21 protein-coding genes are annotated in these 23319 nt (G+C 65.8%); 12 read left to right on the top strand and 9 right to left on the bottom strand.

Annotation, left to right across the window (positions count from 1 at the left end; all coding sequences use genetic code 11):
- Window positions 1-143 precede the first annotated feature (143 nt).
- Window positions 144-806, top strand: a complete 663-nt coding sequence (locus ACVWZM_RS40050; RefSeq protein WP_057016525.1) for a class I SAM-dependent methyltransferase — start codon at window positions 144-146, stop codon at window positions 804-806.
- Between the two features lie 23 nt (window positions 807-829).
- Here the strand turns inward: ACVWZM_RS40050 and ACVWZM_RS40045 are convergent, their stop codons facing one another.
- Both ACVWZM_RS40045 and secG read right to left on the bottom strand, forming a co-directional pair.
- Window positions 830-2461, bottom strand: coding sequence for a CTP synthase (locus tag ACVWZM_RS40045; protein WP_057016524.1), 1632 nt, complete (start codon window positions 2459-2461; stop codon window positions 830-832).
- Between the two features lie 167 nt (window positions 2462-2628).
- A complete protein-coding gene (gene secG, locus ACVWZM_RS40040; protein WP_028334048.1) occupies window positions 2629-3018 on the bottom strand; it encodes a preprotein translocase subunit SecG in 390 nt (129 codons plus the stop codon).
- 203 nt (window positions 3019-3221) lie between these two features.
- Between secG and ACVWZM_RS40035 the strand changes: the two genes are divergently transcribed.
- Both ACVWZM_RS40035 and ACVWZM_RS40030 read left to right on the top strand, forming a co-directional pair.
- On the top strand, window positions 3222-3788 hold the full coding sequence (locus ACVWZM_RS40035; protein WP_456856000.1) for a helix-turn-helix domain-containing protein: 567 nt from the start codon (window positions 3222-3224) through the stop codon (window positions 3786-3788).
- Between the two features lie 3 nt (window positions 3789-3791).
- The gene (locus tag ACVWZM_RS40030) at window positions 3792-4322 is read left to right on the top strand and encodes a GNAT family N-acetyltransferase (protein ID WP_076825448.1); all 531 of its coding nucleotides are present in this window, start codon (window positions 3792-3794) and stop codon (window positions 4320-4322) included.
- A 224-nt stretch (window positions 4323-4546) separates the two neighbouring features.
- Here the strand turns inward: ACVWZM_RS40030 and tpiA are convergent, their stop codons facing one another.
- The gene (tpiA, locus tag ACVWZM_RS40025; RefSeq protein WP_456855998.1) at window positions 4547-5299 is read right to left on the bottom strand and encodes a triose-phosphate isomerase; all 753 of its coding nucleotides are present in this window, start codon (window positions 5297-5299) and stop codon (window positions 4547-4549) included.
- 241 nt (window positions 5300-5540) lie between these two features.
- Here tpiA and ACVWZM_RS40020 point away from each other — a divergent pair, with 241 nt between their 5' ends.
- The 5 genes from ACVWZM_RS40020 (at window position 5541) to ACVWZM_RS40000 (ending at window position 12776) form a co-directional block, all read left to right on the top strand.
- Entirely contained in the window at window positions 5541-7442 is a 1902-nt protein-coding gene (locus ACVWZM_RS40020; RefSeq protein WP_316394219.1) for a peptidylprolyl isomerase, read from the top strand.
- A 70-nt stretch (window positions 7443-7512) separates the two neighbouring features.
- The gene (gene trpD, locus ACVWZM_RS40015) at window positions 7513-8526 is read left to right on the top strand and encodes an anthranilate phosphoribosyltransferase (protein WP_076825443.1); all 1014 of its coding nucleotides are present in this window, start codon (window positions 7513-7515) and stop codon (window positions 8524-8526) included.
- Between the two features lie 15 nt (window positions 8527-8541).
- A complete protein-coding gene (trpC, locus tag ACVWZM_RS40010) occupies window positions 8542-9363 on the top strand; it encodes an indole-3-glycerol phosphate synthase TrpC (RefSeq protein ID WP_076825441.1) in 822 nt (273 codons plus the stop codon).
- A 4-nt stretch (window positions 9364-9367) separates the two neighbouring features.
- Window positions 9368-9895 carry a cyclic pyranopterin monophosphate synthase MoaC gene (gene moaC, locus ACVWZM_RS40005; protein WP_050384518.1) on the top strand — a complete coding sequence of 176 codons (528 nt, stop codon included), beginning with the start codon at window positions 9368-9370 and terminating at the stop codon, window positions 9893-9895.
- A gap of 148 nt (window positions 9896-10043) precedes the next feature.
- On the top strand, window positions 10044-12776 hold the full coding sequence (locus ACVWZM_RS40000) for a bifunctional diguanylate cyclase/phosphodiesterase (protein WP_076825439.1): 2733 nt from the start codon (window positions 10044-10046) through the stop codon (window positions 12774-12776).
- Between the two features lie 189 nt (window positions 12777-12965).
- Here the strand turns inward: ACVWZM_RS40000 and ACVWZM_RS39995 are convergent, their stop codons facing one another.
- Both ACVWZM_RS39995 and ACVWZM_RS39990 read right to left on the bottom strand, forming a co-directional pair.
- Window positions 12966-14324 carry a S41 family peptidase gene (locus ACVWZM_RS39995; protein WP_076825437.1) on the bottom strand — a complete coding sequence of 453 codons (1359 nt, stop codon included), beginning with the start codon at window positions 14322-14324 and terminating at the stop codon, window positions 12966-12968.
- A 153-nt stretch (window positions 14325-14477) separates the two neighbouring features.
- Window positions 14478-15671, bottom strand: a complete 1194-nt coding sequence (locus ACVWZM_RS39990) for an NADH:flavin oxidoreductase/NADH oxidase (protein ID WP_456855996.1) — start codon at window positions 15669-15671, stop codon at window positions 14478-14480.
- A 234-nt stretch (window positions 15672-15905) separates the two neighbouring features.
- Between ACVWZM_RS39990 and ACVWZM_RS39985 the strand changes: the two genes are divergently transcribed.
- Entirely contained in the window at window positions 15906-16310 is a 405-nt protein-coding gene (locus tag ACVWZM_RS39985) for a hypothetical protein (RefSeq protein WP_076825434.1), read from the top strand.
- A gap of 54 nt (window positions 16311-16364) precedes the next feature.
- On the opposite strand, the gene ACVWZM_RS39980 is transcribed toward ACVWZM_RS39985, so the two are convergent.
- The 3 genes from ACVWZM_RS39980 to ACVWZM_RS39970 all read right to left on the bottom strand — a co-directional run bounded on the left by ACVWZM_RS39980 (window position 16365) and on the right by ACVWZM_RS39970 (window position 18908).
- Window positions 16365-16652 carry a hypothetical protein gene (locus ACVWZM_RS39980; RefSeq protein ID WP_143270718.1) on the bottom strand — a complete coding sequence of 96 codons (288 nt, stop codon included), beginning with the start codon at window positions 16650-16652 and terminating at the stop codon, window positions 16365-16367.
- Window positions 16653-16923: 271 nt separating this feature from the next.
- Window positions 16924-17835: an amino acid ABC transporter substrate-binding protein gene (locus ACVWZM_RS39975; protein WP_076825432.1), complete on the bottom strand. Its 912-nt coding sequence runs from the start codon at window positions 17833-17835 to the stop codon at window positions 16924-16926.
- Between the two features lie 137 nt (window positions 17836-17972).
- Complete coding sequence (locus ACVWZM_RS39970) at window positions 17973-18908, bottom strand: DUF3280 domain-containing protein (protein ID WP_310884643.1); 936 nt, start codon at window positions 18906-18908, stop codon at window positions 17973-17975.
- A gap of 236 nt (window positions 18909-19144) precedes the next feature.
- Between ACVWZM_RS39970 and ACVWZM_RS39965 the strand changes: the two genes are divergently transcribed.
- The 3 genes from ACVWZM_RS39965 (at window position 19145) to ACVWZM_RS39955 (ending at window position 22131) form a co-directional block, all read left to right on the top strand.
- Window positions 19145-20569: a histidine kinase gene (locus tag ACVWZM_RS39965; RefSeq protein WP_456855995.1), complete on the top strand. Its 1425-nt coding sequence runs from the start codon at window positions 19145-19147 to the stop codon at window positions 20567-20569.
- Window positions 20566-21228 carry a response regulator transcription factor gene (locus ACVWZM_RS39960; protein ID WP_028334034.1) on the top strand — a complete coding sequence of 221 codons (663 nt, stop codon included), beginning with the start codon at window positions 20566-20568 and terminating at the stop codon, window positions 21226-21228. Before ACVWZM_RS39965 ends, ACVWZM_RS39960 begins: the two co-directional genes overlap by 4 nt.
- Before the next feature lie 210 nt (window positions 21229-21438).
- Window positions 21439-22131 carry a winged helix-turn-helix transcriptional regulator gene (locus tag ACVWZM_RS39955; protein WP_168855879.1) on the top strand — a complete coding sequence of 231 codons (693 nt, stop codon included), beginning with the start codon at window positions 21439-21441 and terminating at the stop codon, window positions 22129-22131.
- 34 nt (window positions 22132-22165) lie between these two features.
- On the opposite strand, the gene ACVWZM_RS39950 is transcribed toward ACVWZM_RS39955, so the two are convergent.
- Window positions 22166-23296 (bottom strand): IS630 family transposase, encoded by a 1131-nt coding sequence (locus ACVWZM_RS39950; RefSeq protein ID WP_076829362.1) that lies wholly within the window; start codon window positions 23294-23296, stop codon window positions 22166-22168.
- Window positions 23297-23319 lie beyond the last annotated feature (23 nt).

The raw sequence follows: 23319 nt of genomic DNA, 5'->3' as shown, positions 1-23319 counted from the left end.
CGTCAAAACTAGGGTCGAGAGCCCCGTTCCGATTCAATCGGAACGGCGCTCTCGCGCAATGTTCTCGCAATGCAGCTCCCGCAAACAAGGCGTCACGCTTCGCATCTGAGTCGAAGCGCCGCGACACTTTGCTGGGAATCCCAATGTCACATGATCTGCTGTCTTTCTTCACGGCGTGGATGGCGGCCCCTGGCCGCGTCGGCGCCATCGCGCCGTCGGGCGCCGCGCTCGCCGAACTGATCACGCGCGACATCAGCGCCGACACCGGCCCGGTGCTCGAGCTCGGTCCGGGCACGGGCGCGTTCACCTATCAGCTGTTGAAGCGCGGCGTGCGCCAGCAGGATCTTACGCTGATCGAATACGGCTCGGATTTCATGCGGCTGTTGCAGCTGCGCTTTCCCGGCGCGCGCGTGCTGTGGATGGACGCGGCGCGCCTCGCCTCGGAGCGGCTCTACGATGGCGCGCCGGTCGGCGCCGTCGTCAGCGGACTGCCGCTGCTCAACATGTCGCCGCGCAAGGTCATCTCGATCGTCGGCGGCGCGTTCAGCTATCTACGTCCCGGCGGCGCGTTCTATCAATTCACCTACGGCATGCGCTGTCCGGTGCCGCGGCCGATCCTCGACCGGCTCGGCCTGCGCGCCACGCTGGTCGATCGCGCCATCCTCAACGTGCCGCCGGCCGCGGTCTACCGGCTGACGCGACGCCCGCAATACAAGCTGATGACGCGCGACGGCACGCCGGCGGCTGGTGCAAACGTTTCACCGATCAAGAAGGAACGCCGGACCAGCGAGGACTGCGCCGTGTAGCGGCGCAGCTGACGGCCGCTCAGTTAAACCAGCCGGCTCTGCTTGGCTGCCGCCTCGATGAACGACGCGAAGAGGGGATGCGGTTCAAAGGGCCGCGATTTCAGCTCGGGATGGAACTGGACGCCGATGAACCAGGGATGGTCCTCGTACTCCACGATCTCCGGCAGCACGCCATCGGGCGACATGCCGGAGAAGCGCAGGCCGTGCTGCTCGAGGCGGTCCTTGTAGGCGGTGTTGACCTCGTAGCGATGGCGGTGCCGCTCGGAGATCTCGGTCGCGCCGCCATAGACCTGCGAGACGCGGCTGCCGCGGTTGAGCGCCGCGGGATAGGCCCCGAGCCGCATCGTGCCGCCGAGATCGCCGCTCTGCGAGCGCTTCTCGAGCTCGTTGCCGCGCAGCCATTCCGTCATCAGGCCGACCAGCGGCTCCTTGGTCGGGCCGAACTCGGTCGAGTTGGCGTCCTCGATGCCGACCAGATTGCGCGCCGCCTCGATCACCGCCATCTGCATGCCGAAGCAGATGCCGAAATACGGCACGTCACGCTCGCGCGCGAACTGCGCCGCGCGGATCTTGCCCTCGGCGCCGCGCTGGCCGAAGCCGCCGGGCACCAGGATGCCGTTGACGTGCTCGAGGAACGGCGCCGGGTCCTCGTTCTCGAACACCTCGCTCTCGATCCAATCGAGATTGACCTTCACCTTGTTGGCGATGCCACCGTGCGACAGCGCCTCGATCAGCGATTTGTAGGCGTCCTTCATGCCGGTGTATTTGCCGACGATGGCGATCGTCACCGCACCTTCCGGATTGCGGACGCGCTCGTTGATGACGTGCCAGCTCTGCAGCGCCGGCGGAATCTTCGCGGTGATGCCGAACGCGGCCAGCACCTCATCGTCGAGGCCGGCGGCGTGATAGGCCTCCGGCACGGCGTAAATGTTGTCGACGTCGCGCGCCTCGATCACGGCGCTCTCGCGCACGTTGCAGAACAGGCCGAGCTTGCGCCGCTCCTCCTTGGGAATTTCGCGATCGGTGCGGCACAGCAGGATGTCCGGCTGGATGCCGATCGAGCGCAGCTCCTTCACCGAGTGCTGCGTCGGCTTTGTCTTGAGTTCGCCGGCACTTGGAATGTACGGCAGAAGCGTCAGGTGAATGTAGACCGCGTGATCGCGCGGCAGCTCGTTCTTGAGCTGGCGGATCGCCTCGAAGAACGGCAGGCCCTCGATGTCGCCGACGGTACCGCCGATCTCGACCAGCACGAAATCGAACTCGTCGTTACCCGACAGCACGAATTCCTTGATCGCGTTGGTGACGTGCGGAACCACCTGGATGGTGGCGCCGAGATAATCGCCGCGGCGCTCCTTGGTGATGATGTCCTGGTAGATTCGCCCGGTCGTGATGTTGTCGGCCTTGGTGGCCGGACGACCGGTGAAGCGCTCGTAATGGCCGAGATCGAGATCGGTCTCGGCGCCGTCGTCGGTCACGAACACTTCGCCGTGCTGATACGGCGACATCGTTCCGGGATCGAGGTTGAGATAGGGATCGAGCTTGCGAAGGCGGACTTTGTAGCCCCTGGCCTGCAGCAGAGCGCCGAGCGCCGCTGAAGCCAGACCCTTGCCGAGCGAGGAGACCACGCCGCCGGTGATGAATATGTACCGCGCCATGGGACTTTACCTTTAATCCGACTCCGGCGATTCGCAAAACGAATCGGCTGTTCCCGGCAAACAATTCGCCGGGCTGTGGGTTGCATCAAACTGGAAGCGATTTCAGAGCATTGATGGGGGTTTCTGATGCAGGATGCCAGCGGGGCATCCTGCATGGCCACCCCGCTTTATTGCGACCGTGGCGCCTGCGGGCCGCTCGGGGCCTGCTGCCCCTGCTGCTCGTCGGCCTTCTTCAGCGAATCGAGGATGCCGCCCGAGGTCGGCGCGTTCATCGGCGTGCCGCCGGCCGGCTGCGTCTGCGCCGGCGCGCCGGTGCCGACGATCGAGCTCGGCTTGCGGTCGTAGCCTGCGTACCAGGACAGGAACAGGCTGGTGATGAAGAAGCCCACCGCGAGGATCGCCGTAGTCCGCGTCAGCAAATTGGCGGTGCCGCGGCTCGACATGAAGCCGGCGCCGCCACCCATGCCAAGGCCACCGCCTTCGGATTTCTGCAACAGCACGGCGCCGATCATGACGGCGACAATCATGAGGTGGACAATGATAACGACAGTCTGCATCGCAAGCCTTCGTCACAAGCCGCCAAGCGGCCAGACAAACGGCGCTATCGGCTCTACGGTTTTCGTGAAGTCGCGCCCTGTTACACGATTGCACCGGGCATTGTCACCCCCGAGATAGTCGCACTGTCGATGATCACAAGCGGCGCCGATGGCGGCCCGGCCGGGCCTTGCCGGGAACCGGCAATTTCTACTATAGTAGACAAATGGATACTTTAGTAGAAGATCTGAGCCAGCGCCTGGCGCAGCGGATCAGGCTCGAGCGCGATGGCCGGGGCTGGTCGCTGGCCGACCTCGCCGAACGCGCTGGCGTCTCGAAGGCCACGATCAGCAAGATCGAGCGCGCCGAGGTCAGCCCGACCGCGGTCGTGCTGGTGCGCCTCGCCTCGGCTTTCGATCTCACCCTGGCCGGCCTGATGTTGCGCGCCGAAGGCCAGGGCGAACGGCTGTCGCGCGCCGCCGCGCAACCGGTCTGGCGCGATCCGGAAACCGGCTATCTACGCCGCCAGGTGTTCAGCCGTCCCGACCATCCGGTCGAACTGGTGCGGGTCGAGCTGCCGCTGAAGCAGACCGTGACCCTGCCCGCCTCCTCCTACGCGCATATCCGCCAACTGGTCTGGGTGCTCAGCGGCAGCCTCGTCATCACCGAAGGCGGCGCACGCCATTTGCTCGGCGCCGGTGATTGCCTCGGATTCGGCCCGCCGGCAGAGACGACCTTCGCCAACGAGACCAACGCCTCCTGCACCTATGTGGTCGCCCTGGCCCGGAGCTGATGCATGCCGCAGTTTTCGATCAAGCCACTCGCCGATGAGCCCGGGATTCGCAGCGCGCTCAGCGAATTGTTGATCGAGACCGTCGCCAGCGGCGGCTCGGTGAGCTTCATGCATCCGCTGTCGCCGGACGACGCCGATGCATTCTGGCAGGACTCGCTCGGCGCCGCCGCGCGCGGCGAGCGCATCGTGCTCGGCGCATTCACCGACAATGATCTGATCGGCACCGTGACGCTTCTGCTCAAGCTGCCGCCCAACCAGCCGCATCGGGCGGAAATTGCAAAGATGATGACACGCGTCGCCCATCGCCATCGCGGCGTCGCGACGGAATTGATGCGCACGGCCGAGCAGCTTGCGATCGCGCACGGCCGCACGCTGCTGGTGCTCGACACCGCCGCAGAGGATGGCGCTGCGCCACTCTATGAAAGACTGGGATTTCAGCTCACCGGCCTCATCCCGGACTACGCGCTGAAGCCGAATGGCGGCCTCACCGGCACGATGATCTACTGGAAGCGGATCGGCGCGGCGGCGGCCTGAATCCGTAGCCAAGCAGAGATGCCGATGGCAACTGTCTGCGCAACACTGCCCATCCCGTCACCCTGAGGAGCGCCAACGGGTCCGCGCAAAGCGCGGCCCGATGACAGGCTCCGCGCGTCTCGAAGGGTCGACGGCCACCAGCTGGGCCGTCGATCCTTCGAGACGGCCGCGTTGCGGCCTCCTTCATGATGACGGTGTGAGAGCTCGGTGCGAAAGGGGCAGCCCTAACACCCCGCAGCGATCGCCAAAAAGTCCGACGCCTTGAGGCTGGCGCCGCCGACCAGGGCGCCGTTGACATTGGCGACGGCCATCAGCTCGACCGCATTCGACGGCTTGACCGAGCCGCCGTAGAGGATCCTGATCCTGTTTCCCTCGCCCTTGAAGCGATCGGTGAGCTGACCTCGGATAAACCTGTGAACTTCCTCGACATCCTTGGCCGTCGGGGTCAGGCCGGTGCCGATCGCCCAGACCGGCTCATAGGCCACCACCAGGTTGGCCGCGGTCGAGCCGTCGGGCAGCGAGCCCGCAAGCTGGGTGCCGCAGACATCGAGCGTCTTGCCGGCGTCGCGCTGCTCGCGTGTCTCGCCGATGCAGACGATCGCGGTCAGCCCGGCGCGCCAGGCGGCCCCCGCCTTCTGCCGAATCAAGGCGTCGGTCTCGCCGTGGTCGGCGCGCCGCTCGGAATGGCCGACGATGATCGCGACCGCGCCGAGGTCTTTGAACATCTCCGCCGAGAGATCGCCGGTGTGGGCGCCCGATGCCTTGGGATGGCAATCCTGGGCGCCGACCGCGACCTTCGAGCCGCGCGCCTTGTCAGCGAACGCCCCGACCAATGTCGCGGGCGGACAGACCAGGAGATCAGCCTTCCCGGCGACATCTCCGGCGCCCGCCAGCATCGCGTCGAACTCGGCAAAAGAGGATTTCAGGCCGTTCATTTTCCAGTTGCCGGCGATCAGCGGCCGGATGGCGTCGGTCATGTCGGATTTCCCATCGTTCGAGCGTGTCCCTGCGCTACCAGAGCCGGGCGGCGACTTCCAGAGCGCGGCTTCGCGCACACCGTGCGACGCTTCCGCCCGCGCGGCCAAGGTTGCGGGGGCGCTTCGGCCACTTTATGATGGGTTTTCAACCCGGTGACGCCCTGCTGCGGGACAAAAGCCTCGACTTTCGGCTCCCCATTGGGCACGACCCGGTTCCCCTCCTGTAAAACAAGTTGGACCCATGCTTCGAGGAATGCGGAAAGCCTCATCAAACTGGCTCGGCAAGACGATTATGGCCGTGGTGATGGGCGTTTTGATCGTCAGTTTCGGAATTTGGGGCATTGCCGACATTTTCAAGGGGTTTGGCCAGTCGACCTTCGCCAAGGTGGGCGGGACCGAGATTTCGGCCGAGCAGTTCCGCCAGATCTATACCGACCGCCTGCAGCAGCTAGGCCGCCAGTTCGGCCGCCCGCTGACGCCGGACCAGGCGCGCGCCTTCGGCATTGACCGCCAGGTGCTGCAGCAGACGCTTGCGGAAGCCGCGATGGACGAGGAAGCACGCCGCATGGGCCTCAATTTGTCCGACGCCGAGGTGCTGCGCGCGATCTACAACGATCCGAACTTCAAGGGCCTCAACAACCAGTTCGACCCGCAGCGTTTCCAGGCCGTGATCCGCAACTATGGCTATACCGAAGGTCGCTACATCGCCGAGCAGCGCCGCGTTGGCCTCAGGCGCCAGATCGCCGGCACTATCTCGTCCGGGATCGAGCCGCCGAAATCTCTGGTCGAGGCGCTGACCCGGTTCCAGAACGAGCAGCGTTCGATCGACTACATCACGCTCGGCGCCGCGCAGGCCGGAACCATCGATCCGCCCTCGCCCGAGGCGCTCGCCGCCTATTTCGAGGACCACAAGGCCCAGTTCCGCGCGCCCGAATACCGCAAGATCTCCTTCGTCGCCATCACGCCGGAGGAAATCGGCAAGTGGGAAACGGTGTCGGACGAGGACGCCAGGAAGATCTTCGAGGAGCGCAAGGACCGGCTCAGCACGCCGGAGAAGCGCGAGGTCTCGCAGATCGTGTTTCCGGACGCCGGCGAGGCGCAGGCCGCGCGCGGGCGGATCGCGTCGGGCGCGTCGTTCGACGACATCGCCAAGGAGCGCAACCTCAATCTGGCCGACGTCAATCTCGGCCTGGTCGCGAAGTCGGCGATCCTCGACCCTGCCGTCGCCGATGCCGCCTTCTCCCTGCCCGCAGGCGAAGTCAGCCAGCCGGTGCAGGGCCGCTTCGGTGTCGCGCTGGTCAAGGTCGGCAAGGTCGAGCCCGGCGCGACCCCGAGCTATGAGAGCCTCGCCCAGCAGGTGAAGAACGAGATCGCCTCCGAGCGCGCCCGCACCAAGGTCGCCGACCTGCGCGACAAGATGGAAGACGAGCGCGGCGGCGGCGCCAGCGTCGTCGAAGCCGCACAGAAACTGAAGCTGACGCCGATCACCATCGACGCGGTCGATCGCTCCGGACGGCTGCCGAACGGCCAGGTCGCGACCAACATCCCGCGCGGCCTCGACGTGGTGTCGCAGGCCTTCAACAGCGACGTTGGCGTCGACAACGACCCGATCCAGTTCAACGGCGGCTATGTCTGGTACGACGTGCTCGGCATCACGCCGTCGCGCGAGCGCAGCCTCGACGAGGTTCGCGATCAGGTCGAGGCCAAGTGGCGCGAAGACCAGATCTCCACCAAGCTGCGTGCCAAGGCGACCGAGATCGTCCAGAAGCTCGACAGCGGCGCCAAGCTCGCCGACGAAGCCGCCGCTGCCGGCGTCAAGGTCGAAACCGCGGCGAATTTCAACCGCGAGGCCTCGCTGCCTGCCGTGCCGGCCGGCGTGATTGCGGCGGCATTCCGGACCGCCAAGGACGGCGATGGACAGACCTCCGTCGCCGGCGGCAGCCAGTGGGTGGTCTTCCGCGTCACCAACGTGACGGTGCCGCCGGTCGACTTCGCGTCGGACGCGGCCAAGCAGCTCACCGAGGCGCTGCGGCGGTCGCTGAGCGACGAGCAGGTCGCGCAATATGTCACGAAGATCGAGTCCGATATCGGTGTGACCATCAACCAGGCAGCCTTCGCACAGGTGACAGGCGCAAATAATTGAGCATGATCGGGACAGCGCGACGACGCGCTGCGCGGCGATCAAGCTCCAACAACAGACCCTGAGCCAGCGAATGGACGACCTGAAATCGATCATCGGAAAAGTCGCCACCGGCGCCACGCTGACGCGTGAAGAGGCGGCGTCCGCCTTCGACAGCATGATGTCGGGCGAAGCCACGCCCTCGCAGATGGGCGGGCTATTGATGGCACTGCGGGTGCGCGGCGAGACCGTCGAGGAGATCACCGGCGCCGTCACCGCGATGCGCGGCAAGATGCTGCCGGTCACGGCGCCGGCGGAGGCCGTCGACATCGTCGGCACCGGCGGCGACGGCTCCGGCTCGGTCAACGTCTCGACCTGCGCGGCCTTCATCGTGGCCGGCGCTGGCGTGCCCGTGGCGAAGCACGGCAACCGCGCATTGTCGTCGCGCTCGGGCGCCGCCGACGTGCTGGCCTCGCTCGGCGTCAAGCTCGATTTGACGCCCGCACAAGTCGGGCGCTGCGTCAAGGAAGCCGGCATCGGCTTCATGTTCGCGCCCGCGCATCATCCGGCGATGAAGAATGTCGGTCCGACCCGGGTCGAGCTCGCTACCCGCACCATTTTCAACCTGCTCGGGCCGCTATCGAACCCGGCCGGCGTCAAGCGGCAGATGGTCGGCGTGTTCTCGCGGCAATGGGTGCAGCCGCTGGCGCAGGTGCTGAAGAACCTCGGTTCGGACAAGGTATGGGTCGTGCATGGCTCCGATGGCCTCGACGAGATCACCCTCACCGGCCCGACCTTCGTTGCGACGCTCGAGAACGGCGAGATCAGGACATCAGAGGTCACGCCCGAGGATGCCGGCCTTGGCCGCGTCGGCGGCGAGGCGCTGAAGGGCGGTGACGCCGATGCAAATGCGATCGCGCTCTCCAGCGTGCTGCAGGGCAAGCCGAGCGCCTATCGCGACGTCGCCCTGCTCAACGCCGCCGCCGCGCTGATCGTGGCCGGCCGCGCCAAGGACCTCAAGGAAGGCGTCGCGATCGGTGCCCAGTCGCTCGACAGCGGCGCTGCCGCCGCGCGGCTGAAGCATCTGGTCGCGGTTTCGAACGGTTAAGCAAGGCGCTAAGCGATGTCGGACATCCTGACCAAGATCGAGGCCTACAAGCGCGAGGAGATCGCCGCCGCGAAGCGCGCCCATCCGCTCGCCGAGATCGAGGCGGAGGCCAGATCGGCCTCGGCTCCTCGCGGCTTCGTCCGCGCCCTCAAGGACAAGCATACGCGCGGCGACTACGCGCTAATCGCGGAAGTGAAGAAGGCCTCGCCCTCGAAAGGATTGATCCGGGCCGACTTCGATCCGCCCGTGCTCGCAAAGGCCTACGAGGCCGGCGGCGCGGCGTGCCTGTCGGTGCTGACCGACGCGCCCTCGTTCCAGGGCCATCTCGACTTCATGGTTGCGGCCCGCGCGGCGACCAGCCTGCCGGTGCTGCGCAAGGATTTCATGTTCGACACCTACCAGGTGGCGGAGGCGCGCGCCCATGGCGCCGACTGCATCCTGATCATCATGGCCGCGCTCGACGACGCGGCGGCCAGGGAGATCGAGGACGCCGCGCTCGGCTACGGCATGGACGTACTGGTCGAGATTCACGACCGCGCCGAGCTTGACCGTGCCTTGAAACTTCGCTCGCCGATGATCGGCGTCAACAACCGCAATCTGCGCACCTTCGAGACCACGCTCGCGACCAGCGAGGCGCTGGCACCGCTGATCCCGCCCGACCGCCTGATGGTCGGCGAGAGCGGCATCTTCACGCCTGGCGATCTCGCCCGGCTCGAACGGGTCGGGATGTCGACTTTCCTGGTCGGTGAAAGCCTGATGCGCCAGCAGGACGTCACCGCGGCGACCCGCGCCTTGCTGACGCGGCAGGCCGCCCCGCGCGCCACCGCAACGCGCTGACGCAATGGCGCGGAACAGCAAGGGCAAGACCAAGGCCGAGCCTTCCGGCTCCGGCACCGCCCTCACCCATATCGACGCCAAGGGCGAGGCTCGGATGGTCGACGTCTCGGCCAAGCCCGCGACCGAGCGGACCGCGGTCGCCGAAGGCCGCGTCGTGATGAGCAAGGCGACGCTGGCGCTGATCGAAACCGGCCAGGCCAAGAAGGGCGACGTGCTGGCGACGGCGCGGATCGCCGGCATCATGGCGGCGAAGCGGACCTCGGAATTGATCCCGCTCTGCCATCCGCTGGCGCTGACCAAGGTCACGATCGACATCACACCCGACCGCAAGCTGCCCGGCTGCATCGTCCGCGCCAGCGTCAAGGTGACGGGGCCGACCGGCGTCGAGATGGAGGCGCTGACCGCAGTCTCGGTCGCATGCCTGACGATCTACGACATGGTCAAGGCGGTCGACCGCGGCATCCGCATCGAGGGCATCCACCTCGTCGAGAAGATCGGCGGCAAATCGGGGCACTATCGCGCCGGCGCGTGATCGCCGGTACGCACTGTCGCCAATGCCCGCAAGGTTTCATTAACCAATCTCGCTAACCCGCGCTCCATTTCGATTGGATACGACTTTCGCGGGCCGGGGGTGCACGAGACCTACTTCCGGGTGAAACACCTGGAAGCGATTGCGGCAAATGACTCCAAACGGCAGCGCCACGTTCAACATCAAATCGGTGATCGGCAGCGGTCCGATCCGCTGGCTGATCCTCGGCGGCGCCGTGCTGATGGCCGCGATCGCGATCGGCGCTACGCTGATGGCGGAGAATTTCCGCGATCGCGCCCTGCACAACAGCGAGCGTGAGCTCGAGAACACCGTACTGCTGCTGGCGCGGCATTTCGACCAGCAGCTCGACGATCTCGAAGTCGTCCAGCGCGACCTGATCACGTTCATGCGCGACAATGCAATCGCGACGCCGGAGAACTACAGGCGCCGGATGTCGGCCGCCGACATCCATGCGATGCTCAAATCCAAGATGGACGCGCTGTCCAATGTCGGCAGCCTCAACGTGTTCGACGCCGACGGCGTTCTGATCAACAGCTCGGGCGCCTGGCCGCTGCCGCAGGCAAGCATTGCCGACCGCCCCTACTTCCAGATCTTCAAGTCGAGCCCCTATTCGCCCGACATGCAGGTCGCGCCGGTGGTGAGCCGCATCACCGGAAACTGGACCACCGTTATCGTCCGCAAGGTCACCGGTCCGCACGGGGAATTCCTCGGCGTGGTCGGCCGCGGCATCGAGCCGGCGGCCTTCGAGAAGTTCTTCTCCACCGTGGCGCTCGGCGACGGCGCCGCGATCTCGATGCATCATCGCGACGGCACGCTGCTGGCACGCTATCCCCATGTCGAAGAGCTGATCGGGAGGAATTTCCGCAACGGTCCAGTCAATCAGCAGCAGGTTTTCGAGCTGCCGCAGAGCACGACGCGGCTCGCCAGCCCGGTCGACGGCAAGGACCGCCTGGTGTCGTCGCGGGCACTGACCAAATTCCCGATCGTCGTCGTCGCGACGAGCACCACCGAGGCGGCGCTCGCCAACTGGCGCGAGCAGATCGGCATCCTGATCGCGGTGACCAGCATCTCGGTGCTGGCGATCGCGATCCTGCTGACGCTGGTGGTGCGCAAGCTGGTGCAGCAGCATCGCGCCCAGCAGCAGCGCCTGACGCTGGAGAAGCTGCGGCTCGACACCGCCGTCAACAACATGACGCAGGGCCTGTTGCTGTTCGACGCCGCGCAGTGCCTGGTGATCTGCAACAGGCGCTATATCGAGATGTACGGGTTGTCGGCCGACATCATCAAGCCCGGCTGCAGCTTCCGCGACGTCATCGTGCATCGTCACCGGACCGGCTCGTTCCAGGGCGACGTCGAGCGCTACGTCAATCTCGTGCTGCGCGACGTCGACATCCGCAACACCATGGTGATCACGACGCCCGACGGGCGCTCGATCCAGGTCGTCAACGAGCCGCTGGCCGACGGCGGCTGGCTTGCGACCCATGAGGACGTCACCGAGCGCCGCCGCGCCGAAGAGCGCATCACGCATCTCGCCCACTACGATGCGCTCACCGACCTGCCGAACCGCGCGCTGTTCCACGAGGAGATCAGGCGCGAGCTGCCGCATGTCACGCCCGACAGCCAGCTTGCGGTGCTCTATATCGACATCGACGAATTCAAGGGCGTCAACGACTCGCTCGGCCACATGGTCGGCGACGAGCTTCTCAAGTCCGTGGCGCGGACGCTGAGCGGCGTGATCGGCGACGGCGATTTCGTCGCTCGCCTCGGCGGCGACGAGTTCGCGATCGTGCAGACCGGGGTGAAGAGCGAGGCCGAGGTCGCCGACCTCGTCGCGCGCATCTACGAGGTGATCCGCGCGCCCTATCAATGCCTCGGCCACCAGGTCACGACCGACGCCAGCATCGGCATCGCACTGGCGCCGAAGGACGGCACCGATCTCGACCAGATCATGAAGAACGCCGATCTTGCGATGTATGCGGCGAAGTCGGCCGGCCGGCGCGTCTTCCGCTTCTTCGAGCCGGCGATGGATGCCGACGCCCGCGCCCGCCGCGAGCTCGAGATGGAGTTGCGGCAGACGATCGCCGCCGGCAGCGGGCTCGAAGTGCATTACCAGCCCTGCGTCGACCTGCGCAGCAACGAGATCACCGGCTGCGAGGCGCTGGTGCGCTGGCGTCATCCACAGCGCGGCATGATCTCGCCGGCCGAATTCGTGCCGATTGCGGAAGAGACCGGCCTGATCAACCAGCTCGGCGAGTGGGTACTGATGACGGCCTGCAAGGAAGCCGTGAACTGGCCCGACCACGTCAGGCTCGCCGTCAACGTCTCGCCGGTGCAGTTCCGCAGCGGCACGCTGGCGCTCAAGGTGATCGCGGCGCTTGCATCGTCGGGGCTGTCAGCGAGCCGGCTCGAGCTCGAGATCACCGAGGCGGTGCTGATCCGCGACGACGAGAGCGCGTTGGCCGCGCTGCACCAGCTGCGCGCCATCGGGATCAGGATCGCGCTCGACGATTTCGGCACCGGCTATTCGTCGCTGAGCTACCTGAAGCGATTCCCGTTCGACAAGATCAAGATCGACCGCTGCTTCGTCACCGACATCGCCGATCCGCAAGGCTCGGCCGGCATCGTCGAGGCCGTCGTCAACATCGCCGCCGAGCGCAGCATGACGACGACGGCGGAAGGCGTCGAGACCGCGCAGCAACAGCAATTGCTGCGCGAGCTCGGCTGCTCGGAGATGCAGGGCTATCTGTTCAGCCCGCCAAAGCCCGCTGCCCAGATCCGCGAGCTGCTGGCCGGGCATCGCCGCGGCCCCGCTGCGGGCGCGAGCACGGCGCGGCGACGCAAGCCGGTCGCCGGCGCGGCGTAAGGCTGCTCGGAAGTCGGAGCCCGAGGGACGCGCCCGCACGATTTCGGAATTTTGGAAATTTACCCTGTAATTGCCCGACGTGTCAAATTGCCTGGTCGAGCGCCAGCCCCCACCGGCTCCTTTGCATGGGGTTGTTTTCGATATTTTGGCAGCTGCGTAGCCCGGATGGAGCTATCCGGGCTACAGGTTCTAGTTCGGCACCGGCCGCTTCTGCGCGGCCTTGGTGTCGGCGTTCTTGGCATCGGCGTTGACGGTGACGCCGCGCAGCTGGTTGAACGCCGCGGCCAGCGCCTTGTCGTTCTTCTCGTCCGGCGGGACGTAGGATTGCGAGCCGGTCTGCTCGGCGCCCTCGGCGGAGAGATGGCCGCGCATCGAGGCCTCGCCCTTGATCTCCGAGCGGGTCTTGAATTCGTCCGGCACGTCCTGCAGCACCTCGATGTCGGGCTTGATGCCGAGTGCCTGGATCGAATGGCCCGACGGCGTGAAATAGCGCGCCGTGGTCAGCGCCAGCGCGCCATTGCCGGTGCCGAGCGGAATGATGGTCTGCACCGAGCCCTTGCCGAACGAGCGGGTGCCGATCAGGGTCGCGCGCTTGTGGTCATGCAGCGCGCCGGCGACGATCTCGGAGGCCGAGGCCGAACCGCCGTTGATCAAGACGACGAGCGGCTTGCCCTTGGTCATGTCGCCGCCATGCGCGGTGAAGCGCTGGGTTTCCTCGGGATTGCGGCCGCGGGTCGAGACCACCTCGCCGCGCTGCATCAAGGTCGAGGTCACCGAGACCGCCTGGTCGAGCAGGCCGCCGGGATTGTTGCGGAGGTCGACGACGTAGCCTGTGAGCTTGTCCTGCGGGATCTGCTTCTGGATATCGCCGATCGCCTTGCGCAGACCCTCGGTGGTCTGCTCGTTGAACGAGGTGATCCTGATATAGCCGATGTCGCCGCCCTCGACGTGATACTTCACCGGGCGGACGCGGATGATCTCGCGCATAATCGAGACCTCGATCGGCTTGTCGGCATCCTTGCGGATGATCTTCAGCCGGATCGAGCTGTTGGGCGCGCCCTTCATCTTGTTGACGGCCTGGTCGAGCGTCATGCCCTGGATCTGGTCGTCGTCGATCGACGTGATCACGTCGCCCGACATGATGCCGGCGCGCGAGGCCGGCGTGTCGTCGATCGGCGCCACCACCTTGACGAAGCCGTCCTCCATGGTGACCTCGATGCCGAGCCCGCCGAACTCGCCATGCGTGGTCTCCTGCATCTCCGCCCAGCCCTTCTCGTTCATGTAGCGGGAGTGCGGATCGAGCGAGGAGATCATGCCGTTGATCGCGCCCTCGACGAGCTTGGCGTCCTCGGGCTTCTCGACGTAGTCGGTCTTGACCTTCTCGAACACCTCGCCGAACAGATTGAGCTGCGAATAGGTGTTGCTGTTGTCGGAATGCGCGGCGGCGTTGGCGACGGCGAACAGATGCGCGCCCTGCGGCGAGGCCACGAGCAGGGTGAGACACGCGCCCGCGACCGTCCCGAGCAAGAAGCCAACATGTTTGCGCATTATCCGTGATCCCTTCGCTAACGGCCGGCAACGTTTCGCAACATTCGGCCCCACCCCGACGCGGGGCACCACACAACGGCTTTTTGGTCGGATCAAGGCCGCCTTGTCACCGGACCATTACGGTCCTGTCACGGTGCCCGGATCGGCCTCTTGTCAGCCCCCTGTCAGCCTTTCGTCGGCCTTTGGCCCAGTCTCCCGCAACCCGTTCTGCCAGGTCGACGGCTGGGTGCCGAATCCGCGCTTGGCCCGCGTGCCCAGCCAGTAGCCGAACTGCGGAGGAACATTGCGGAACGGCCCCTCGACGCCGAGCTTGAGCGCGGCGTCCATCGGCCAGTTCGGGTTATTGAGGATTTCCCGGCCGACCGCGATCAAATCTGCTTGTTTATCACGCAGGATTTGTTCGGCCTGGTCTCCGTGGATGATCAGGCCGACCGCCATGGTCATGATATCGGCATGGGCGCGGACATATTCCGCGAGCGGCACCTGATAGTTGTATTTGATCTCCTTGCCCAGGATCGGCGCCATCTCGCTGATTCCGCCCGATGAGCAATCGATCACGTCGACCCCCTTCGCTTTCAGGATCCTGGCGAGCCGCGCGCTCTGCTCCGGGCCCCAGCCGGCGTTGTCCTCGACCGACAGCCGCACGAACAGCGGCTTGTGATCCGGCCAGTGCGCCCGCACCGCCTCGGTGACCTCGATCAGGAAGCGCATCCGGTTGGCTTCCGAGCCGCCATATTCGTCGCTGCGCTGGTTGGAGCGCCCGGAGAGGAATTCGTGCACGAGATAGCCATGGGCGCCGTGCAGTTCCAGCACCTCGAACCCTGCCGCATGGGCGCGCCGTGCCGCCTGCCCCCAGGCTGCGACGAGGTCCTTCACCTCGTGCGTATCCAGCGCGCGCGGCACCGGCCAGCGCTCGCTATGGGCGATCGCGCTCGGCGCCACCGGCGTCCAGGCATCCCAGTCCTCGATCTCGGCGGTGCGTTCGAGCGGACGATCCCCCTCCCAGGGCCGGCTTGCGCGCGCCTTGCGGCCGGAATGACCGAGCTGGATGCCGGCGACCGCGTTCTGCTGCTTGATGAAGCCGACGAGGCGACTGAGCGGCGCGATGAACTTGTCGTCCCAGATGCCGAGATCGCCGATCGTGCCGCAGCCGCGCCGCCCGACCTTGGTCGATTCGACGATCACGAGACCGGCGCCGCCGGCGGCGAACTTGCCGGCATTCATCAGATGCCAGTCGGTCGGAAAGCCCTTCTCGGCGGAATATTGGTGCATCGGCGGCACCACGATGCGGTTCTTCAGCGTGACGCCGCGGATGGTCATTGGCGAAAACAGCAGCATGTCGGACATCGCTTCCTCATTATGCGTCGTTACCCGGCGTGCCGGGACCGATCTTGTGTTTGGCGCGGACGATATACGCGCCGCACGATGGCCGATAGAGGCGCGGTGCGACCACTCAAACGGATCGCTGTAGCCGGCCGCGGCACGTTCGCGATGCTTGTTCCCTCGCGGCGATTTTTCGCGCGCATAGGAAATGATGATCGCGATACGTGTTGTCCCCGGCAACCCAGAGGAGGGACACTCATGAGAACCCGCACAATCGCACTGCTCATCGCCGGTGCCATGGCAACCAGCCCGATACTGGCGCAACACGCGGTTGCCCAGAACCTGCAAAACGAGGCCGACAAGGGTGCCAAGACCCGCAACTCCGGTGAATCCGGCTATGTCGGCGATCAGGACAGGCCCGGCGCGGCCGCAACGCCTCCGGGGCGCCCCGACACGGCCGCCGGTTCCCCAAACGCCACGACGTCCCCGAGCGCTCAAAGTTCCGGAACCGGAATCGCCGGCGCGCCGGGCAACAAGAGCGGGCCGCCCGCCAAGCAAGGCACGGTCGGCTCGAACTCGCAGAACCTGCATGTCCAGGAACAGGATTCGTCGAACATCAAGGGACAACCAGGCAACAAGAGCGGCCCACCCGCAAAGCGCTAGGCTACGCGCCATGCTGACCAGGCGGCCGTGAACCGGGATCGAGTCGCTCAGATATTATTGGGCGGCCTTCCGGCTCGCAGAGAGGTCGGTTGGGCAATTTGCGCCGCATTCAATCGACTTCTTCTGGTCGGCAACGCGCCATACCAGCAACGCGACCAGGACAATGATGGTGACGGTGAGCTTGGCCAATGCATCGTGGTTCAATGTCGGCTCCGCAGAACAATCGGCATAACGGAAAAAATTAGCTGCAAACGGAATGTGACCCCGGCACCCTTTGGGGCCGAAGGCCGACGCTGGAGACGTCCACCAGGCCCGCATTCGATTCGGGCCGGCCGACGTCATGATGGTACGGTCCTGGCGCGGTCTGCAAGCTTCTCAGTGGCAGCATGGCACGGCCGGCCGCAGCCTGTTGGAACATTGTCATCGATGTGCGGTTCGGTGGTTGTCCTCTGATTCATTGCCCCAGAGGCACACACCACCTCCTGCGGCCCCAGCCGTCACGCTGGGGCCGTAAATCATTGGAGGTGCACCCGGACTGCCGCTCGGCGCGGGGGTGAGCGCAGCGGCTTCCGAGAACCACAATCGATTTGCGCTGGCACACCCGCAAGTGACGCTACTTGCCGACCTCGTACACGTCGGGATCGAAGCTCGAACTCGGATGGGCGAACGCGTGGCGCAGCGCCGGCGACATCGGGACGTTGTAATTGATACCTTTCGGCGGGGTCGGCGCTTCCAGCCACTTCCTGTACATGACCTCGATCTCGGGGCTCTTGTAGAGTTCCGCCGTGGCGCGGTCGGCGAGCACCTTGAACGGGGTGTCCTCCCTGCGCAGCATGATGCCGAACGGCTCTGCCTTCGAGAACGCCTCCTCGCTGATCATGTAGAGCGAAGGCTGCTTCGACCGCGCGATCGCAACCGCAAGCTGGACATCGTCGAGCGCGTAGGCCTGGGCGCGATCGGTCTCCAGCATCAAAAACGCCTCGGCCTGGTCCTTGGCCGGGAGAACGTTGATGCCGAGCTTGCGTTCGGTGTTGACCTTGATGAGCTGCGTGAGGTTCACCGAGCCCGCAACGGCGGTGACGGACTTGCCCTTGAGGTCGTCGATCGTGTTGATGCCAGCGGATTTCTTGGCGGCAAACCGTGTCGCGCTGAGAAAGTGCGTGTTGGTGAAGGTCACCTGCTTCTGGCGGTCCGCGCTGTTGGTGGTCGCCGAGCAATGCAGATCGATCGTGCCGTTGACCATCAGCGGAATGCGGTTCGACGAGGTCACCGGGAGGTAGTCGACGGCGATGTCAGATACGCCGAGCTCCTTCTTCACGGCATCGACGATCTTCAGGCAGATGTCGAGCGCAAAGCCGATCGGCCGCTGATTGTCGTCGAGATAGCTGAAGGGAACGGAAGCCTCCTGAAAGCCGAGCGTGACCTTCTTCGTCTCCTTGATCTTCTGCAGCGTGCCCGACAGCTCCTCGGCCGCCGCGGGGCTTGCGGCGAGCGTGAGGGCGAAGAAGATGGCGGGCAAACGCATCGGCGGCTCCTGTGCGGTGATCAGGCGGCGGTGATAGCGCACCCATGAGCCCGGAGCCAGATGACGGTGTGTCTAGCAGCTATCGCACTTTGCTATGGTCCGCCTGCCAGAGTTGCAGCCGCAGCCGCGAAGCATCCCTAGCGCTGCGCCCCACCTTCGAGCAGGCGATCGCCGACCAGGCGGACCGCGCCACGGGTCCAGGAATAATCGGCGCCCATCCGCAGGCCGCTGTCGCCGCGTGAGACGACCGCGCCGCTGCGGGCGTCGCGCAGCTGGAAGCCGATCGTGTATTCGGTCCGGCTGACCCGCCTGATCACGCCGATCAGCGATTGATCTGCGCCGAGCTGTTGCGCGATCGCGGCCTCGCAGCCGTCGCAGTCGCGCAGCGCACGCGCCTTGACGGGCTCGGCGGTCGCGCCGCCGGTATCGACCAGGCGGTAGCGGCCCGACTGCGCAAGCCGGTCACGCACGCCCTTGGTCACATCGGCGAGGTAGGCCGCATCGGCGTCGGCAAGGCCGGATGCCGGCGCCGCGGAGGTGTCCTCAAGCTCGAACTCGAACACCGCAAGCCCGATCGGCGCAGCCGTGGCGGTCTGTGCCGGCGGCAACACGGCCGCGAGCACGCCGAGCACCTCGCGCGACACGAACATCCGCGCATGGTCCCATGCGTCGTCATTGTCGCCGCGAAACGTGTAGAGCTTTTCGTACAGCACGCGGCTCCCTTCGACATCGACGACCGCCACCTTGGCCCACTGCACCAGCGTGCTCATCTTCTGCACGCCGCCGACCACCTTGATCCGGGCCTCGCCTGCGGACGCCGCTGCTGGCACCAGGCGATAGCGCGGCTCCGCGGCGACGTCGGCGCGCAGCGCGCGCATGAACGCGTCGAGCCGCTTCTGGTGCACGGCGGTCTGGTCGATCACCTCGCCCGAGGTGTCGACGTAGCTGAAATCATCGATGCTGACGCCAAGGTGAGATGCCGGCACCGTGCCGGTCTCGGCGCGCGGCGGACAAGGTCTGGCCAGAAGGCCGGTCAACGCGAGGGCGAGCAAGACGAGGCGCGACTGGTGCATGATTGGGCCTTTCAGCTGCTGGCGCGGGCGGGTCGGTCGCATCCTGGGCCAACTGGCCTCCGCGCCGCAGCGGAGTGCCTCCCGCCCGGTGCCGGGAAAATTTCACGACGATGGTCCGCGCCCGAAGAACGGCTATGGCAGCGCTTCTCGGCGCCTCCGTTCTGCCGTTTAATGTGCGTGACGACCCTGCCCGCGATCGCGCGCCGAAGTCCGCCTTCGATCTTGAGGATACGCCAATGTGGAATTGGTCCGGAAGCGATCTGAAACTGCGGTTGACGTTGCGCGTGGCGATCGTCTCGACGCTCTGCTTTGCCGTCATCTCCGGCTATTTCCTGATCGAGGCCGACCGCTCGGTGCGCGGGCGGATCGCGGCCGTTGCCGATGTCGCCGCCAAGACGCTGGAGCTGCAGCAGAGCAAGATCCAGTGGCTGAACAATGCGCGCTCCGAATTTCCCGATCTCGACAGCGTTGCCGCCTCGGTCATGACGCCGGGACTGTGCCTCGCCTTTCGCAGCAATAGCGGCGAGATCAGCCAGCGCTTCTGCGGCGGCGCGCAGACTGACACGGCCGCGCCGCCGCTGGCCTTCGCGGCGCTCTATCGCCGCCTGTTCGATCCCTGCCGCGAGGTGGTGCGGCAGGTGGTTTCGCGCGGCAATGCCATCGGCGAGGCCGTGGCCTGGATCGATCCGGCGGTGCCGACCGCCGAGGCCTGGCACGATGCCGGCCGGCTGATGGCGGTGTTCATGATCGCGCTGCCGCTGCTGCTCTGCGCCCTGGTCTATGCGGCGCTGGCGCGCGCGCTGCGTCCGACGCGGCAGATCCGCGACGGGCTCGAGCGGATCGCCGCAGGCGACCTCGCCGCGCGCCTGCCGCCGTTCGATCTCGCCGAACTGTCGGCGATCGGCGATGTCTTCAACCAGCTCGCCGAGCGCCTCGCCGCCGCGCTCTCCGACCGCAACGCGCTGACGCAGAAACTGATCCTGGTGCAGGACGAGGAGCGCCGGCACCTCGCGCGTGAGCTGCATGACGAGTTCGGGCAGTCGCTGGCCGCAATCCGTGCGCTCGCCGCCTCGGCGCGCCAAACCGCGGCCGCGGATTGCCCGCCTTTGCTCGCCGAATGCGACGGCATCGCGCGGACCGCGACCGACATGATGGAGACGTTGCGCGGCGCCCTCTTCCGGCTCCGCCCGCCCGATGTCGACGAACTCGGACTTGCGGCCAGCCTCGAGGGCCTGGTCGCCGGCTGGAACGGCCGCAGCCGCGGACAGCCACGGTTCGAGATCACCATATCGGGATCGTTCGAGCGCCTTGTCGCCTCCGTCAGCGCCAATCTCTACCGCATCGTGCAGGAGGCGCTCACCAACGCCGCCAAGCATGCCGGCGCCACGCGCGTCATGCTGCGGCTTGAGATGCGCGAGGCGCCGCCTGGCGGCGGCGACAGCGCGATCGTGCTCGCGATCGACGATGACGGCCAGCCCGGCGATCCGCAAGGCGATCCCCAGCTCAGGTCCGGCCTCGGCCTGCTCGGCATGCGCGAGCGGGTCGCCGCGCTGGGCGGGCGGCTCAGCTTCGAGACCGGACAGCCCAGCGGCTCCTCGCTCCGCGTCATCGTTCCCGTCGCGGCCAGCCGAGAGGCCGCACCGGTGGAGCGCGCGGCATGAGCCACGCGGCGCGCACCATCATGCTGGTCGACGACCACGCCGTCGTCCGGGAGGGCTACCGGGCGATGCTGCAGAAGCAGCCGGGCCTCTGCGTCGTCGCCGAAGCCTCCGACGGTGTCGAGGCCTACCGCCTCTACAAGGAGACCGGGCCCGACCTCGTCATCATGGACCTGTCGATGCCCGGCATCGGCGGCATCGAGGCCATTCGCCGCCTCCGGCAGTGGGACAGGCGCGCAAAAATCCTGGTGTTCACCATGCACCAGAACGCGGCCTTTGCCGTGCAGGCGATCCGCGCCGGCGCGAGCGGCTATGTCACCAAGACCAGCCCGCCGGAGACGCTGGTGCACGCCGTGATGGATGCGCTGTCGGGCAAGATCGCGATCAGCCCGGATATCGACCACGAGCTCGCGCTCAGCCACCTTGCCGGCGAGACCAAGGCGGCCGACCTCCTGACCGCGCGGGAATTCGAGGTGCTGCGGATGCTGCTCGCGGAAAACACCACCGAGGAGATCGCCGAGGCACTGCACCTCAGCCCCAAGACGGTCGCGAACCTGCATTCCCTGATCAAGGACAAGCTCGGCGTCGGCACCGATATCGAGTTGGTCCGCCTCGCGCTGCGGCAAGGCATCCTCACGCAGATCGATCTCGGCGAACGCTGAGCCCGCGGTGGCACCAGCCAGGCCGCGTACTGGCAAATCGAGCCGCATCTGCCTCCGGGCAAACCGAACATCGAGCCGGCATCGTCGAATGGCCGAGTCTCGAGAAAATCGCGTAACAGACCTCCAGGACAGCCTCGATGCTGGCTCGTCTGGGACATAGTTCAGAACCTGGACTACCTTGGTGGCCCTCGTGATGCTAAAGTTCTCGTCATGAAAGGCTATGGATCATTTTGCCCCGTAGCCAAAGCTGCGGAAATTCTCACGGAGCGGTGGACCCCGCTCCTGCTCCGCGAACTGTTGCTGGGGTCCCACCACTTCAACCAGCTTCGCCGCGGCATCCCGCAGATGTCGCCGACCCTCCTCTCCAAGCGCCTGCAAACGCTAGAAGAAGCCGGGCTAATCTCACGCAGATCAGGCGATAACGGGCATTGGGAGTACCATCCAACCCAGGCAGCCAGGGAAGCCAGGCCAATTATCGATGCAATGGGCTATTGGGGCCACAAATGGGCTCGCAGCCAGCTCACACCCAACGAACTTCACGCGGGCCGGCTCATGTGGAATATGCGCCGTTCGTTCGATCTAAGGCACATTCCATGCGACTTCGTTCTGTACATCGAGATTGCGGACGCTCGGCCAAAGCGCTGGTGGTTTGTTGTGAAGAAGGAGGAAGCCGATCTTTGCTGGGATGACCCCGGCTTCAAGGTCGATATCAGCCTCTATGCGAGTCTGCTGACGCTCGTGCAGATTTTCGTAGAAGAGATGCCGCTGCTACGGGCGTGTGAGCTCGGCAAAATCGAGATCGACGGTCCCAGGCATCTTGTGAACAGCATGCGGACTTGGTTCCCACGCAGCAAATATGCCGATGAGGCGCCGGCGGCCGCAGATCGAGTCTCAGCCAGTTGAGGATATCCAGTCCACTTTCTGGACTAGTAGCTCGTCACAGTGATTTTGACTCTTTGGGTATGCCTGGATAGGCGCGCCCCAGTTTGGTGCGAGCTTTGTCCGTTGTGAACATCCAGTTGATACGGGCGCGAGTTTTGTTTCGCTGCCGCTCCCATGCTGCGATCTCGTTTCTAAGGCGTTTTGGATCGTCGATCCGGCGGCCGAGACACTGCCCTTGGAGCACGCCGATCTCGATCTCGACCATATTGAGCCAACTGGCGTGTTTCGGGGTGTAGTGGAACTCGAGGCGGCGCAGGATGCGGCGGGCCTCGGCGGGGGCAAAGGCCTGGTAGAGGGCGCCGGGGGCATGGATCGACAGATTGTCCTGCACGACACGGATGCAGGCGGCCTTGGGGTAATGGACATCGACGAGTTCGCGCATGCAGTGAGCATAATCCACGGCGGTGCGCCGTTCGGTGACTTTGACGTTACGCCAGGCCCGATGCGGATCGAGGGCGACAAAGAGATTGACGGTGCCGTTGCGGCGGTACTCGTAATCGTAACGCTCGCGCTTTCCCGGCTCGGGTGGGATCGGCTGGCGCACTTCGCCGATGAGCTGGACGGGGGTTTCGTCGAAGCAGACCAGCGGCCGCTCGGGATCAGGCGCTTCAGCGTAGAGATCGAGCACATCTTCCATGCGGGCGACGTATTCGCCATCGACATGGGGAATGCACCACATGTCCCTGCGCCACGGCTTGAGGTCATTATCGGCCAGCCGGCGGCGCACGGTCTCGCCCGACAGGCTGTCATGATCGGTGAGCTTGACCATCACGTCGGCCAGCAGCGCCAGCGTCCAGCGCCTCCGGCCAGCGGGCGGCTTGGCGCATGCGGTCGCCACCAGCAGGGCTTCCTCCTTGCCGGTCAGCTTGCGCTCCGCACCGGGACGCGGCTCCTCACTCAAGGCCCGATCGAGATTGCCTTCCACCAAGCGGCGTTTGGTCCGATAGACGGTGGAGGCGCTTACTCTGACGGTCCGGACAATCTCCTCGTCGCGGCTGCCGATGTCGGCCGCCAGCAAAATCTGGGCCCGCTTGAGTTTGCGAGCGGCATGCTTGCCGCCGCTCAGCATCGCCGTCAGTTCCTCTCGCTCGGCTTGGCTCAATTCAACCCGGTACCGTACATTCATCGTTCGCCTCCCTGTCGGAGGCT

The organism is Bradyrhizobium sp. USDA 4501 (assembly GCF_054062115.1).
The sequence above is the reverse complement of the archived record's forward strand: the minus strand, read 5'-3'. Positions and strand labels throughout refer to the sequence as shown.

Coding starts and splice junctions, on each gene's coding strand:
- tpiA (WP_456855998.1), bottom strand. CDS start 5,299: ATGACCGACGCCATCCGGCCGCTGATCGCCGGCAACTGGAAAATGAAC.
- ACVWZM_RS40035 (WP_456856000.1), top strand. CDS start 3,222: ATGGATACTTTAGTAGAAGATCTGAGCCAGCGCCTGGCGCAGCGGATC.
- ACVWZM_RS39990 (WP_456855996.1), bottom strand. CDS start 15,671: ATGTCCGACATGCTGCTGTTTTCGCCAATGACCATCCGCGGCGTCACG.
- trpC (WP_076825441.1), top strand. CDS start 8,542: ATGTCGGACATCCTGACCAAGATCGAGGCCTACAAGCGCGAGGAGATC.
- ACVWZM_RS39975 (WP_076825432.1), bottom strand. CDS start 17,835: ATGCGTTTGCCCGCCATCTTCTTCGCCCTCACGCTCGCCGCAAGCCCC.
- ACVWZM_RS39985 (WP_076825434.1), top strand. CDS start 15,906: ATGAGAACCCGCACAATCGCACTGCTCATCGCCGGTGCCATGGCAACC.
- ACVWZM_RS40030 (WP_076825448.1), top strand. CDS start 3,792: ATGCCGCAGTTTTCGATCAAGCCACTCGCCGATGAGCCCGGGATTCGC.
- ACVWZM_RS40045 (WP_057016524.1), bottom strand. CDS start 2,461: ATGGCGCGGTACATATTCATCACCGGCGGCGTGGTCTCCTCGCTCGGC.
- ACVWZM_RS40050 (WP_057016525.1), top strand. CDS start 144: ATGTCACATGATCTGCTGTCTTTCTTCACGGCGTGGATGGCGGCCCCT.
- secG (WP_028334048.1), bottom strand. CDS start 3,018: ATGCAGACTGTCGTTATCATTGTCCACCTCATGATTGTCGCCGTCATG.
- moaC (WP_050384518.1), top strand. CDS start 9,368: ATGGCGCGGAACAGCAAGGGCAAGACCAAGGCCGAGCCTTCCGGCTCC.
- ACVWZM_RS39965 (WP_456855995.1), top strand. CDS start 19,145: ATGTGGAATTGGTCCGGAAGCGATCTGAAACTGCGGTTGACGTTGCGC.
- ACVWZM_RS40000 (WP_076825439.1), top strand. CDS start 10,044: ATGACTCCAAACGGCAGCGCCACGTTCAACATCAAATCGGTGATCGGC.
- ACVWZM_RS39970 (WP_310884643.1), bottom strand. CDS start 18,908: ATGCACCAGTCGCGCCTCGTCTTGCTCGCCCTCGCGTTGACCGGCCTT.
- ACVWZM_RS40020 (WP_316394219.1), top strand. CDS start 5,541: ATGCTTCGAGGAATGCGGAAAGCCTCATCAAACTGGCTCGGCAAGACG.
- ACVWZM_RS39995 (WP_076825437.1), bottom strand. CDS start 14,324: ATGCGCAAACATGTTGGCTTCTTGCTCGGGACGGTCGCGGGCGCGTGT.
- ACVWZM_RS39980 (WP_143270718.1), bottom strand. CDS start 16,652: ATGACGTCGGCCGGCCCGAATCGAATGCGGGCCTGGTGGACGTCTCCA.
- ACVWZM_RS39960 (WP_028334034.1), top strand. CDS start 20,566: ATGAGCCACGCGGCGCGCACCATCATGCTGGTCGACGACCACGCCGTC.
- trpD (WP_076825443.1), top strand. CDS start 7,513: ATGGACGACCTGAAATCGATCATCGGAAAAGTCGCCACCGGCGCCACG.
- ACVWZM_RS39950 (WP_076829362.1), bottom strand. CDS start 23,296: ATGAATGTACGGTACCGGGTTGAATTGAGCCAAGCCGAGCGAGAGGAA.
- ACVWZM_RS39955 (WP_168855879.1), top strand. CDS start 21,439: ATGAAAGGCTATGGATCATTTTGCCCCGTAGCCAAAGCTGCGGAAATT.